Source organism: Streptomyces sp. R21 (assembly GCF_041051975.1).
Taxonomy (GTDB): domain Bacteria; phylum Actinomycetota; class Actinomycetes; order Streptomycetales; family Streptomycetaceae; genus Streptomyces.
In genome coordinates this window covers 6686225-6699372 of the sequence record NZ_CP163435.1, presented here as the reverse complement: position 1 = coordinate 6699372, position 13148 = coordinate 6686225, and the positions used below count along the sequence as shown (strand labels likewise).

Below are 13148 nucleotides of genomic sequence, written 5' to 3'. Positions count from 1 at the left end.
CCCCGCCCGCCCAGGGCCCGTTCGGGCCTTACGCCTCGCGCGACCCCGCGTACATCTCGTCGATCAGGTGCTTGTACTCCCGCTCGACGACCGGGCGCTTCAGCTTCAGGCTCGGGGTGATCTCGCCGTGCTCGACGTCGAGGTCGCGCGGCAGGAGGCGGAACTTCTTGATGGTCTGCCAGCGCTGCAGACCCTCGTTGAGCTCCTTGACGTAGCCCTCGACGAGGGCGACGGTCGCGGGCGCGGCGACGACGTCGGCGTACGACTTGCCCTCCAGGCCGTTCTCCTTCGCCCAGTCCAGGATGGACGGCTCGTCCAGGGCGATGAGGGCGGTGCAGAAGTTCCGGTCGGCGCCGTGCACCAGGATGTTGGAGACGTACGGGCAGACGGCCTTGAACTGGCCCTCGACCTCGGCGGGCGAGATGTACTTGCCGCCGGACGTCTTGATGAGGTCCTTCTTGCGGTCGGTGATCCGCAGGTAGCCGTCGGGGGACAGCTCGCCGATGTCGCCGGTGTGGAACCAGCCGTCGGACTCAAGGACCTCGGCGGTCTTCTCGGGCAGCTTGTGGTAGCCCTCCATGATGCCGGGGCCGCGCAGCAGGATCTCGCCGTCGTCCGCGATGCGCACCTCGGTGCCGGGCAGCGGCTTGCCGACGGTGCCGGTGCGGTACGCCTCGCCGGGGTTCACGAAGGAGGCGGCGGAGGACTCCGTGAGGCCGTACCCCTCCAGGATGTGGATGCCGGCGCCGGCGAAGAAGTAGCCGATCTCGGGCGCGAGCGCCGCGGAGCCGGAGACACAGGCGCGCAGGTTGCCGCCGAACGCCTCGCGGATCTTGGCGAAGACCAGCGCGTCGGCGACCTTGTGCTTGGCGCCGAGGCCGAAGGGGACGGAGGCGCTGCCGGTGCGGCGGAAGTTGTCCTGGGCCGCCTTCGCGTACTCGCGCGAGACCTCGGCCGCCCACTGGAAGATCTTGTACTTGGCGCCGCCGCCGGCCCGCGCCTTGGCCGCGACCCCGTTGTAGACCTTCTCGAAGATGCGCGGGACGGCCGCCATGTACGTCGGCTGCACGATCGGCAGATTCTCGATGATCTTGTCGACGCGGCCGTCCACGGCGGTGACGTGACCGGCCTCGATCTGGCCGGACGTGAGCACCTTGCCGAACACGTGCGCCAGCGGCAGCCACAGGTACTGCACGTCATCGGCGCTGATCAGCCCGGTCCCGACCGTGGCCTTGGCCATGTAGGACCAGTTGTCGTGCGGGAGGCGGACACCCTTGGGGCGGCCGGTGGTACCGGAGGTGTAGATCAGCGTGGCGAGCTGGTCCTTGGTGATCGCGCCGACCTTCTCCTTGATCAGGTCGGGGTTCTTCTCCAGGTACGCGGCGCCGCGCTTCTCCAGCTCGTCGAGGGTGAGCACCCAGTCGCTGCTCTCGACGCCGGCCGCGTCGATGACCACGACATGCGTGAGGTCGGGAAGCTCGGCGCGCTTCTCGACCGCCTTGGCGAGCTGCGCAGCGTTCTCGGCGATCAGGATCCGGCTCTCGGAGTCGGAGAGGATGAACGCGGACTCGTCGGCGTTGGTCTGCGGGTAGATCGTCGTGGTGGCCGCGCCCGCGCACATGATGCCGAGGTCCGCGAGGATCCACTCGACCCGCGTGGAGGAGGCGAGCGCCACGCGCTGCTCGGGCTGCACGCCCAGCTCGATGAGACCGGCTGCGACGGAGAAGACCCGCTCGGCCGCCTGCGCCCAGCTCAGCGACTTCCACTCGTCCGGGCCCTCACCGGAGGACGAGGGCACCGGGTAGCGGTAGGCCTCGGCGTCCGGCGTGGCCGTCACGCGCTCCAGGAAGAGGGCCGCCACGGACGGCGGACGGTTCTCGATCAGGGTCTGTGTGTCGCTCACGACATCCTCCGGGGGCCCGCGACAGTGCGGCTGGCTCAATTGCGGCTGATTGGCTCACGTCGGTGGTTGGCTCGCGACCGTTGTTTAACTCGCGAGTAACTATCGAGCAGTGATCAGAGTAGAACGCGTCCGGCCGGTTCGTAAGAGGCGCTGGGGTGTCTCTTCCAACAGAAGGCGGGCGGAACACCCCCGTCCGCAAACAGACCGGGCCCGCCGTGCTTCCGCACGACGGGCCCGTAAAACAGGGACACTCCCCCATCAGTCGGTGGCTACTTCTTGCCCTTGGCCGAGCCACCGCTGTCGTCGCTGGACAGGACGGCGATGAAGGCCTCTTGCGGAACCTCCACAGAGCCCACCATCTTCATCCGCTTCTTGCCTTCCTTCTGCTTCTCCAGCAGCTTCCGCTTACGGGAGATGTCACCGCCGTAGCACTTGGCGAGGACGTCCTTGCGGATGGCGCGGATGGTCTCGCGGGCGATCACCCGGGAGCCGATGGCCGCCTGGATGGGGATCTCGAAGGCCTGGCGCGGGATCAGCTCGCGCAGCTTGGCGACGAGCCGTACGCCGTACGCGTAGGCGGCGTCCCGGTGGGTGACGGCGGAGAAGGCGTCGACCCGGTCGCCGTGGAGCAGGATGTCGACCTTCACCAGCTGGGCGTCCTGCTCGCCGGTGGGCTCGTAGTCCAGGGAGGCGTAACCGCGGGTCTTGGACTTCAGGTTGTCGAAGAAGTCGAAGACGATCTCGGCGAGGGGGAGCGTGTAGCGGATCTCGACGCGGTCCTCGGAGAGATAGTCCATGCCGAGGAGGGTGCCGCGACGGGTCTGGCAGAGCTCCATGATCGAGCCGATGAACTCGCTGGGCGCGAGGATCGTGGCCCGGACGACCGGCTCGAAGACCTTGTCGATCTTGCCCTCGGGGAACTCGCTCGGGTTGGTGACCGTGTGCTCCTTCCCGTCCTCCATGATCACGCGGTAGACCACGTTGGGCGCGGTGGCGATGAGTTCGAGGTTGAACTCGCGCTCCAGGCGCTCACGGATCACGTCGAGGTGGAGCAGGCCGAGGAAACCGACGCGGAAGCCGAAGCCGAGGGCCGCGGAGGTCTCCGGCTCGTAGACCAGGGCGGCGTCGTTGAGCTGGAGCTTGTCCAGCGCCTCGCGGAGATCGGGGTACTCCGAGCCGTCCAGCGGATAGAGGCCGGAGAAGACCATCGGCTTGGGGTCCTTGTATCCCCCGAGAGCCTCGGTGGCGCCCTTGTTCAGGGTGGTGATCGTGTCACCGACCTTGGACTGACGGACGTCCTTCACACCGGTGATGATGTAGCCCACCTCGCCGACACCGAGGCCGTCAGCCGACGTCATCTCGGGGGACGAGACGCCGATCTCAAGAAGCTCGTGGGTGGCGCCGGTGGACATCATCTTGATGCGCTCGCGCTTGTTGAGCTGACCGTCGATGACACGGACGTAGGTGACTACGCCCCGGTACGAGTCGTAGACCGAGTCGAAGATCATCGCGCGGGCGGGGGCATCCTTGACGCCGACCGGGGCCGGGACATCGCGGACCACCCGGTCCAGCAGCGCGTCCACGCCGATGCCGGTCTTCGCCGAGACCTTCAGCACATCCTCGGGCTGGCAGCCGATGAGATTGGCGAGCTCCTCGGAGAACTTCTCCGGTTGGGCGGCCGGCAGGTCGATCTTGTTCAGTACGGGGATGATCTTGAGGTCGTTCTCCATCGCCAGGTAGAGGTTGGCGAGGGTCTGCGCCTCGATGCCCTGAGCCGCGTCGACGAGGAGGACCGTGCCCTCGCAGGCGGCGAGGGACCGCGACACCTCGTACGTGAAGTCGACGTGCCCGGGAGTGTCGATCATGTTGAGGATGTGGGTGGTGCCCGGATCCTCGGTGGGAGCCCAGGGCAGCCGGACCGCCTGGGACTTGATCGTGATGCCGCGCTCGCGCTCGATGTCCATGCGGTCGAGGTACTGAGCACGCATCTGCCGCTGGTCGACCACTCCGGTCAGCTGGAGCATCCGGTCGGCGAGCGTGGACTTGCCGTGGTCGATGTGCGCGATGATGCAGAAATTGCGGATCCGAGCCGGGTCGGTACGGCTCGGCTCGGGCGCAGTGTTAGGGGTCGCGGGCACGCAGGGTCCTGTCTCTTGAGGCGCCTGTCGCCTCGGGTCGGATCGATACGTAGGCTCCATGGTCCCACGGGCGGGGCCATGCGACCGGTTTGGGCCGGTCGGAGGGGACCTGGGTGGAGTTTGGGCCGGTCGGAGCGGGGCCGAGCCCGGGTTTGGGCCGGTCGGACGACGACTGGTAGCCTGGGTGGCTGTGTCTCATGCCCTCTAAGCAAGGAGACACACCCCAAGGAAAATCAAACGGCGCGCGAGGCATGCCCTCATGCGCCTGAACCTGAAAAGGCTCATTCGTGGCGAACATCAAGTCCCAGATCAAGCGGAACAAGACGAACGAGAAGGCGCGCCTGCGCAACAAGGCCGTCAAGTCGTCGCTCAAGACCGCGATCCGCAAGGCCCGTGAGGCTGCTGCCGCGGGTGACGTCGAGAAGGCCACCGAGTACACGCGCGAGGCTTCGCGCAAGCTCGACAAGGCTGTCTCGAAGGGCGTCATCCACAAGAACCAGGCCGCCAACAAGAAGTCGGCGCTTGCTTCGAAGGTCGTCTCCCTCAAGGGCTGACACTTGATTTGACCGCTGGAAGGACCCGAGCGGGCCCTCTCTCATCCGCTCCCGCCCAGCACCCAAGGACCGCGCGCGGCCTGCGTTCGCCACGCGGGCGTGGTCCAACATCGTGAACCGAAGGCCCCGTTTTCCTTCCTGATCGGGAGGGGAAACGGGGCCTTCGGCATGGCGTCTCGGGCGGCGGGGGCAGTTCGCCCCGTCCGGTGTTTGAGGCCCCGGCTACGCCCGTCCCCCGGCCCGCGCAGCGCGGGCAACGGCAACCACAGCCTTCTCCAGGGCGTACGCGGGATCGTCCCCGCCTCCCTTGACCCCGGCATCGGCATCGGCGACCGCCCGCAGGGCGACAGCGACCCCGTCCGGAGTCCACCCCCGCATCTGCTGCCGGACCCGATCGATCTTCCACGGCGGCATCCCCAGCTCACGAGCGAGATCCGCCGGACGTCCCCCACGCGCGGAGGACAGCTTCCCGATCGCCCGCACCCCCTGCGCCAACGCACTGGTGATCATCACGGGCGCGACCCCGGTCGCCAGGGACCACCGCAGAGCCTCCAGCGCCTCCGCCGCCCGCCCCTCGACCGCCCGGTCGGCGACCGTGAAGCTGGAGGCCTCGGCCCGCCCGGTGTAGTACCGCCCGACGACGGCTTCGTCGATCGTCCCCTCGACGTCCGCGACCAGCTGGGACACGGCGGACGCCAGCTCCCGCAGATCACTCCCGATGGAGTCGACGAGCGCCTGGCACGCCTCGGGCGTGGCCGACCGCCCGAGCACCCGGAACTCGCCCCGCACGAACGCCAGCCGGTCCGCCGCCTTCGTCATCTTGGGACACGCCACCTCCCGCGCCCCCTCCTTGCGCGCGGCATCGAGCAGCCCCTTGCCCTTGGCCCCACCCGCGTGCAGCAGCACGAGGGTGATCTCCTCGGCCGGTGCGCCCAGGTACGCCTTCACATCCTTGATCGTGTCGGCCGACAGATCCTGTGCATTGCGTACGACCACGACCTTGCGCTCGGCGAAGAGCGACGGACTCGTCAGCTCGGCAAGCGTGCCGGGCTGCAACTGGTCCGAGGCCAGATCACGTACGTCCGTGTCGGCGTCGGCGGCCCGGGCGGCGGCCACCACCTCCTGCACGGCACGGTCGAGCAGGAGGTCCTCCTGGCCCACGGCAAGCGTGACGGGGGCGAGGGGGTCGTCATGTGCAGTCTTCTTGGCCATCGCGCCAAGCATCCCACGCACCACCGACAACGAACCTACGACCGTTCCCGGCCCGGCTCCCACGCCACTTCTCCGACCGGCTCCCGCGTCCCTTCCCCAACCAGCTCCCGCGCCACTTCTCCGACCGGCTCCCGCGTCCCTTCCCGACCGGCTCCCGCGTCCCTTCCCGACCGGATCCTGCGGCGCTTCCCGTACCCGTCCGGTGGTACCCAAGCCCAAGCCCAAGCCGAGCCCGCGTACTCGCGGTTCCTCAGGGACGCGGGACGCCGGCGGCGACCAGGCCCGCCAAAAGCCTCACCCCAGCCGCCCTACGGCTCCTCGCGCCAGCCGTCCCACTCCCCCGCGAACTCGTCCAGCTCCTTCGGGTCGAGGCGCTCCCTGGGGTCCTGGAGGACCACCAGCCACTGCGCGTCCTCGGCATCGTCCTCACCGGCCAGCGCGTCCCGGACGAGCTGCGGCTCCTCGTCGAGTCCGAACCGTTCACCGAGCGCCTCGGCAGCTTCCTCCGCGGCGTCGCGGTCGGGCAGCACCAGCACATGTCTCACATCGCTCACGGGGACATTTTCCGATACGCCCGACACGGCCGACGCCCGGGGCGGCACTGCCACCGACGCCCGGGACGGACCTGCCGCCGTAGACCGGGACGGCCTGCCGCCGACGACCGGTCGACATGACACACGAGTGACCCGAATCGCCCTCCTGGCTACAGCTTCCGCACCTCCGGCACCCGGCCCACCTCGATCCCGAAGCGCTCCCGGTAGACCGTCAACACGTCCTCGTCCCCGGCCAGTTCCGACACCTCCTTCGTCCCGTCGGCAGCCGTCACCGTGAGACTGCGGCCACTGAGCGTGATCCGTCCTCCGTCCTCCGTGACCCGCGAGCAGACCAGCGACCGTGTGAAGTGCGACACCGGAGACGTGCTGTGCCACCAGGCCCCGGCCGCGAAATCCCCGAGCGCCCGCGGCCGCGTCTCCAGTCGGTACTGCGGCTTGCCGTCCCGGAACACGTCCAGGTCCTCGGCCCCGCGCGTCCCGCCGGCCCCCCGCACGCCCGCCGCGTCCGGCCCCGCTTCGACGACCCGGAACGTCCCACCAGGGTCCGTCTGTTCGCCCCGCTCCCCGAAGGCCAGCGGATAGTGGCTGTGCGCCCCGAACCCGATGTCGGTCAGCCAGTCACCCCCGTCCACCGTCCGCACCCGCAGCGCGAGATGGTCGTACGGAATCCCGAGGCGCCCCTCCTCGCCGTAGACCCGCCCCGCGAGGAGCGTCACGTCGAATCCCAAGGACCCGAGCAACGCCCCGAACGCGCCGTTCAGTTCGTAGCAGAAGCCGCCCCTGCGCGCGCCCACCACCTTGTCCAGCAGCCGGTCCTCCTCCAGCACGATCTCCTCACCCAGATGGATCGACAGGTTCTCGAACGGCACGGTCTGCAGGTGGCGGAGGTGCAGCTCGCGCAGCACATCGGCGGTGGGCCACGCGGGGTGTGCGACCCCGATACGGCGAAGGTAGGCATCAACCTGTGCGGAATTCATGGGCCCAGTCTGTCGCCATTCGCGACCTTCTTCCGTCGCCACTCGCGACTCACTCCGTCGTGACCCTCAGCCCACCGCCCGCACCGGCCACGGCGATCGCCCCGTCCCGGTCCGTACGCAGCACCATCGCGCCCCCGGCCCGCAGCGCCGCGACCGTACTGGGTGCTGGGTGTCCGTACGGATTGCCCGCCCCGCACGAGATCAGCGCGAGTCGCGGGGCCACCCTGCGTATGAGGTCGGGGTCCTGGTAGGCCGAGCCATGATGGGCGACCTTGAGGACGTCCACGGATGTCAGGTCCGCGGCCGCCGGAGATCTCAACAGCGCTTCCTGAGCGGGCGGTTCGAGGTCGCCGAGCAGCAGCAGGCGCAGCCCGGCCGACTGTACGAGCAGGGTGACGCTGGCGTCGTTCGGGCCGTCCGGTGCGAGGGCCGGTGGGTTCGGCGGCGGCCACAGCACCCGCCAGTCGAGCCCTTCCGTGCGCCGCCGCTCCCCCGCCACGGCCCGCGTCAGCGGAATGTGCCGGGCAGCCGCCTCCTTCCGAACGAACTCCGCCTGGTCCGGCGGCTCTTCGAACCCGGTTGTCTCGATCGCACCCACCGAACGCCCACGCAACACCCCCGGCAGCCCGGCCACATGGTCGGCGTGAAAGTGCGTCAGCACGACGAGCGGGATCCTGGTGATGCCGAGCGCGCTCAGGCAGCGGTCGACCAGCGCCGGGTCGGGCCCCGCGTCCACCACCACCCCCGAGCCGTCGCCCGCCGCCAGCACCGTCGCGTCGCCCTGTCCCACGTCGCACATCGCGAACCGCCAGCCGGGCGGCGGCCACCCGGTGATCACTCGGGTGAGCGGCGGCGGCTGCACCACGACCAGCAGGAACAGCACGGCGCAGGCCCCGCTGAGCCAGGGATGCCTCAGCAGCCGTCGGCCGACCACCACGACGACCGCCGTGACGAGCGCGAGCAGCAGCGCCCCCGTCCAGCTGTCCGGCCACCCCACTCCTCCGCCGGGCAGGGCCGCACCGCTCCGCGCGATGTCAGCGATCCACCGAACCGGCCAACTCGCCCACCACGCCAGGGCTTTCGCCGCGGGCATCGCCACGGTGGCCGTCGCCAGAGTCGCGAAGCCCAGCACCGTGGCCGGCGCTACGGCGAACTCCGCGAGCAGATTGCACGGCACCGCCACCAGGCTCACCCGGGCCGACAGGACGGCGACGACCGGTGCGCACAGGGCCTGTGCCGCGGCCGCGGCGGCGAGCGCCTCGGCCAGGCGCGGGGGCACCCGGCGTCCCTGGAGGGCCGCGCTCCACCGTGGGGCGAGCGTGAGCAGGGCTCCCGTGGCGAGGACGGAGAGCAGGAAGCCGTAACTGCGGGCCAGCCACGGGTCGTACAGCACCAGCAGCAGGACGGCGGTGGCCAGCGCGGGGATCAGCGATCTGCGGCGTCCGGTCGCGATGGCGAGCAGCGCGATCGCCCCGCAGGCCGCCGCCCGCAGCACGCTCGGGTCCGGCCGGCACACGATCACGAAGCCGAGCGTGACCGCCGCGCCGAGCAGTGCGGTCGCCCGCAGCGGAACTCCGGTCCGTGGCGCGAGTCCGCGGCGCTCGGCCCGCTGAGCGAGGCCCGGCGGCCCGATGAACAGGGCGAGCAGGATCGTGAAGTTGCCCCCACTGACCGCCAGAAGATGGGTGAGGTCCGTCGCCTTGAACGCCTCGTCCAGCTCCGGGGTGACCCGTGAGGTGTCCCCCACGACCAGCCCCGGCAGCAGCGCCCGCGCGTCCGCGTCCAGCCCGTCGGTCGCCTCTCGCAGTCCCTCACGCAGCCGCCCGGCGAACCTCTGCGCACCGGACGGCTCCCCCACCACCTGTGGCGGCGCGCTCCCCCGCACCCTCAGCACGGCCGCGATCCGGTCCCCGCCGCCCGAGAGCGCGGGCACGAGGCGCCCGGACACCCGCAACCGGGTGGAGGGGAGCACCGCCAGCCAGGGCGACCCCCGGGGTGAGCGCGCGTCGACGATCATCAGTACCGGCGTGCGCGTGACCACGTCCATACCGGCCGCCGTGTCCGTCGCGTCCACCCCGCCCGTCCCGGCCGCCCTGGTCACACGCCGGACTTCCGCGTCCATCAGCACGGCTGCCGGAGCGGCGTGATCCCCGTTGATCCGGGGCCGGGTGAGCCGGGGATCGGAGGTGACCTCCACCTCGGCGGTCACGTGGGCGTACTGGCGCGCCAAGGAAGGGACCGGCCCGCGCCGCAGGTCGGCGCCGTGCAGCCCCGCGGAGGCGGCGGCCGCCGCTACGCAGAGCAGTGCGGCAGCGGCGGAGGTGCGCGGCCACGAACGCGACCTCCCTCCACCGCGCCCCACCACGCCACGGCTCCCTCTTCGTCCCGCCATCAGCAGTGCTACGCCCGCCGTCAGACAGACCACGACGACAGCCGTGACCCACCCGGGCGGTTCGCCCACCATCACCGCCGCCGTCACCCACGCCGCCAGTGCGGGCGGCACCATCCGCAGATCCGCCGGCCCCTCCTCACGGGGATGCGCCGCCCCCAGCCGGCTGCCCGAAGCGGCGTGCACCGCCCGACGCGTCACGGCGGGACCACCCGGCGGGGAGGGTGCGCGCGGCAACCGTCCCTGGGGCTCCCCGGGCCCGGTCGCACCACTCACGGCCGCATCCGACCGCTCCTTCGAGCCGCTCATGGCCGCACCACATTCCGCAGATCGGCGAAGCGGCGATCGCCGATGCCGTTGACCTCGCGGAGTTCGTCGACGGAACGGAAGCCGCCGTGCTGGGTGCGGTAGTCGACGATGTGCTGGGCCAGGACGGGGCCGACGCCCGGCAGGGTGTCGAGCTGCTCCACGGTGGCCGTGTTGAGGGAGACGGGGGCGGACGGTGCCGCCCCGGCCACGGCCCCACCGGTGCCGACGGCACCCGTACCGCCCGGTCCCGCTCCGCCGGCGGGTGCCGGAGTGCCGACCACGACCTGCTCGCCGTCCACCAGGAGGCGGGCGCGGTTGAGTCCCTCGGTACTCGCACCGGGGCGCACCCCGCCCGCCGCGCGCAGCGCGTCCTCGACCCGGGAACCCGCCGGCAACCGGTGGATCCCGGGGCTGCGCACCTTGCCGCTGACATCGACGACGAGCACGGTCCCCGCGGAGGCGCCTCCGGCGGAGGTGTCCCCGGCCGCTCCCGACCGGGCTCCGGGTCCGCCCGGTTCCTTGCCGTCCGCGCCGGCCGTTTCGCCCCACGGCGCCGCTGCCCGCACCACCTCAGGGGCCCGGACCGACTGAGTCCTGCCGACCCAGAAGTGCTGTACGGCGAAGACGGCGGCGGCCACCAGCACGACGGTCAGTGCGGCCACACTCCTGCGTTCAAGGCCGCACCGCGACTGCAGCCACAGCGGCATCCGCTCCCGCACGGCCAGCCCGGCCCGCTCCCGCCATGGCCCCGCCGACCCGCCGACATCGACATGGGGCTCGACCCCGACCCCGACCCCTGCATCGGCATCGGCATCGAAAGCGGCGTCAGCAACAGCCTCCCCCGCACCCCCGCATACGCGACCCGCGCCGAGCTCCCGCGTACCCAGCCCCCGAGCAATGCCCAGCGCCACCGCTGTGCCCTCCCTGGACGCACCCACATCCCGGTCCGCGCCCGGTGGGGCGTTCCCCGACTCCCGGTGCTCGCCGACCCGCTCGGTGAAGAGCGTCTCCGCGCGCAGCCGGAGGGCCTCCGCCGAGGCCTGGCGTGGCCGGGTGCGAGTCCGGCTCCGGGGCTGATGTCGGCGGTGGCGGGTGCGGCCGTCGGAGACGGGGCCGCGGCCCGGGCCGCTGGTCGGAGTGGCGGTGCGTGAGCGTGATCGAAGTGCCATGCGAGGAGGATCCGGCACTCCGTCGACCTCACGATGATCTTGCTCAATTCCCGGGGATTACCGCCCGGTTGTGGACAACTCCGTCACCCACACGAGTCGCACGCACCACGTCTGCCTCGACAGACATCTCTCGCCTCACCGAGGAGAGACAACCGCCCCCAGCAGTCCGGGACCCGTGTGCGCCCCGATCACCGCTCCGACCTCGCTGACATGCAGATCGACGAGGCCCGGCACCCGCACACGCAACCGGTCCGCGAGGGCCGCTGCCCGCTCGGGGGCGGCGAGGTGATGGACGGCGATGTCGACCTGGGCGCTGCCCGCACGGTCGGCCACGATCTCCTCCAGGCGGGCGATCGCCTTGGACGCCGTGCGCACCTTTTCCAGGAGTTCGATGCGGCCGCCGTTCAGCTCCAGCAGTGGCTTCACCGCGAGCGCGGAGCCCAGCAGGGCCTGGGCGGCGCCGATCCGGCCGCCGCGGCGCAGATAGTCGAGCGTGTCGACGTAGAAGTACGCGGAGGTGCCGGCCGCGCGCTTCTCCGCGGCGGTGACCGCCTCGTCGACGGTGCCCCCCGCCTCCGCGGACTCGGCCGCGGCCAGCGCACAGAACCCGAGGGCCATCGCGACCATCCCGGTGTCGACGACCCGCACGGGGATCGGCGCCTCCCGGGCCGCGAGGACGGCGGCGTCGTAGGTGCCGGAGAATTCGGCGGACAGATGGAGGGAAACGATGCCGGTGGCCCCGGATTCGGCTACCTTGCGGTAGGTCTCCGCGAACATCTCGGGACTGGGGCGGGATGTGGTGACGGGTCGCCGCTTCTGCAGGGCCTGGGCCAGCGAGCGGGCCGAGATCTCGGTGCCCTCTTCGAGCGCCTGATCTCCGAGAACCACGGTCAGGGGCACCGCGGTGATGCCGTGGCGCTCCATCGTCCGGGGCGGCAGGTAGGCCGTTGAATCGGTGACGATCGCGACATGGCGGGACATGAGCTGGAGGTTACCTGCCGGGGCGGGTGGACGGCAGACCGACCCCTCTCACCTGCGGTCGGACGGGCCGCTCAAGTCGTGCTCTCGGGGCGGGCCTTCTTCTGCCACGGGTAGCTGGGGCGGCGGCCCGGCGGGGTGATGGCGGTGCGGGTCGGCTCCTCGGGTGTCCGGGACCGCGGGGTCTCCGGCCAGGTCTGCCCGCTCGACGCGGCCTCCTCGGAGGCCGGTGCCTCGGGCCAGGAGGACGCGGCGGTCGGCTCCGTCGTCCAGTGCCGCAGCGCGCCCGCCTCCACGTCTATCTGGGCGCTCAGGGAGTCCAGGTCGTCGTCCGCGAACCGGCGGGCCCGGTCACGGGCGGCCCAGCGCAGCGAGTCCGCCGACTGCGTGATGCGCTCGGTGCGCTCGCGCAGTGCGGGCAGCCGCCCGGTGAGCGTCCCCCGGTCGGGCTCGGTCTCCAGGCGCTTGAGCTCGTCGTCCAGTTCATGCCCATGCGCGCTCAGGCGCTCGAAGAGGCCCAGGGATTCCTTCAGGGACTCGTCCTCGGCCACGCCCGCGTGCAGCGCGTCCTGGGTGGCCCGCATGGAGGTGCGCAGCTTCAGCCGCAGCTGGGCCAGCTCGCCGACCGGGCCGGGCTGGGCGTACGTCCTGGCGCGGAGCGTGGTGTCCTCGACCGTGCGGCGGGCCTGCGCGATCGTGCGGTCCACACCGCGCTTGGCGGCGCCGACCACCTTCACGGTGGCGTACGCACCGAGCACCACGAACAGCAGGAAGAGCAGGGCGAAGACTGCGACCACGGCTTCCACGACTCCTCCTCCGACGGGCACGGCAGCAGCTGCGCCGCCCTTCAACGGTAAACGCAACGGGCAGGTCCGGAGTTCCTGAGGAACCCTGAACCTGCCCGTAGGGGACGACCCCGACCTCGCTGCCCCGTCTGGCCCCAAGCTTCAAGCCTCAGGCCCAAG

General features: G+C 71.1%; 10 protein-coding genes. 1 reads left to right on the top strand and 9 read right to left on the bottom strand.

The window, feature by feature from the left end; translation table 11 throughout:
* Positions 1-28: 28 nt before the first annotated feature.
* Together AB5J56_RS29845 and lepA are read right to left on the bottom strand one after the other, a co-directional pair.
* Entirely contained in the window at positions 29-1903 is a 1875-nt protein-coding gene (locus AB5J56_RS29845; RefSeq protein WP_369236857.1) for a long-chain fatty acid--CoA ligase, read from the bottom strand.
* Between the two features lie 269 nt (positions 1904-2172).
* The gene (lepA, locus tag AB5J56_RS29840; RefSeq protein WP_369236855.1) at positions 2173-4041 is read right to left on the bottom strand and encodes a translation elongation factor 4; all 1869 of its coding nucleotides are present in this window, start codon (positions 4039-4041) and stop codon (positions 2173-2175) included.
* Positions 4042-4328: 287 nt separating this feature from the next.
* Here lepA and rpsT point away from each other — a divergent pair, with 287 nt between their 5' ends.
* Entirely contained in the window at positions 4329-4595 is a 267-nt protein-coding gene (rpsT, locus tag AB5J56_RS29835; RefSeq protein WP_369236853.1) for a 30S ribosomal protein S20, read from the top strand.
* Between the two features lie 222 nt (positions 4596-4817).
* Here rpsT and holA read toward each other — a convergent pair whose 3' ends face one another.
* From holA to AB5J56_RS29800, 7 genes are all read right to left on the bottom strand, one after another.
* Positions 4818-5807 (bottom strand): DNA polymerase III subunit delta, encoded by a 990-nt coding sequence (holA, locus tag AB5J56_RS29830; RefSeq protein WP_369236851.1) that lies wholly within the window; start codon positions 5805-5807, stop codon positions 4818-4820.
* A 308-nt stretch (positions 5808-6115) separates the two neighbouring features.
* A complete protein-coding gene (locus tag AB5J56_RS29825) occupies positions 6116-6361 on the bottom strand; it encodes a hypothetical protein (protein ID WP_369236849.1) in 246 nt (81 codons plus the stop codon).
* A 149-nt stretch (positions 6362-6510) separates the two neighbouring features.
* Positions 6511-7338, bottom strand: coding sequence for an arylamine N-acetyltransferase (locus AB5J56_RS29820; RefSeq protein ID WP_369236846.1), 828 nt, complete (start codon positions 7336-7338; stop codon positions 6511-6513).
* A 49-nt stretch (positions 7339-7387) separates the two neighbouring features.
* Positions 7388-9913 (bottom strand): ComEC/Rec2 family competence protein, encoded by a 2526-nt coding sequence (locus AB5J56_RS29815; protein WP_369242884.1) that lies wholly within the window; start codon positions 9911-9913, stop codon positions 7388-7390.
* Between the two features lie 119 nt (positions 9914-10032).
* On the bottom strand, positions 10033-11205 hold the full coding sequence (locus tag AB5J56_RS29810; RefSeq protein WP_369236844.1) for a helix-hairpin-helix domain-containing protein: 1173 nt from the start codon (positions 11203-11205) through the stop codon (positions 10033-10035).
* 135 nt (positions 11206-11340) lie between these two features.
* Positions 11341-12186, bottom strand: a complete 846-nt coding sequence (locus tag AB5J56_RS29805) for a DegV family protein (RefSeq protein ID WP_369236842.1) — start codon at positions 12184-12186, stop codon at positions 11341-11343.
* Positions 12187-12257: 71 nt separating this feature from the next.
* Positions 12258-12989, bottom strand: a complete 732-nt coding sequence (locus AB5J56_RS29800) for a hypothetical protein (RefSeq protein WP_369236840.1) — start codon at positions 12987-12989, stop codon at positions 12258-12260.
* Between the last annotated feature and the right edge of the window lie 159 nt (positions 12990-13148).

What these genes read in the sequence shown, in the direction of transcription:
- holA (WP_369236851.1), bottom strand. Translation starts at nt 5,807, where the DNA reads ATGGCCAAGAAGACTGCACATGACGACCCCCTCGCCCCCGTCACGCTT.
- AB5J56_RS29820 (WP_369236846.1), bottom strand. Translation starts at nt 7,338, where the DNA reads ATGAATTCCGCACAGGTTGATGCCTACCTTCGCCGTATCGGGGTCGCA.
- AB5J56_RS29810 (WP_369236844.1), bottom strand. Translation starts at nt 11,205, where the DNA reads ATGGCACTTCGATCACGCTCACGCACCGCCACTCCGACCAGCGGCCCG.
- AB5J56_RS29805 (WP_369236842.1), bottom strand. Translation starts at nt 12,186, where the DNA reads ATGTCCCGCCATGTCGCGATCGTCACCGATTCAACGGCCTACCTGCCG.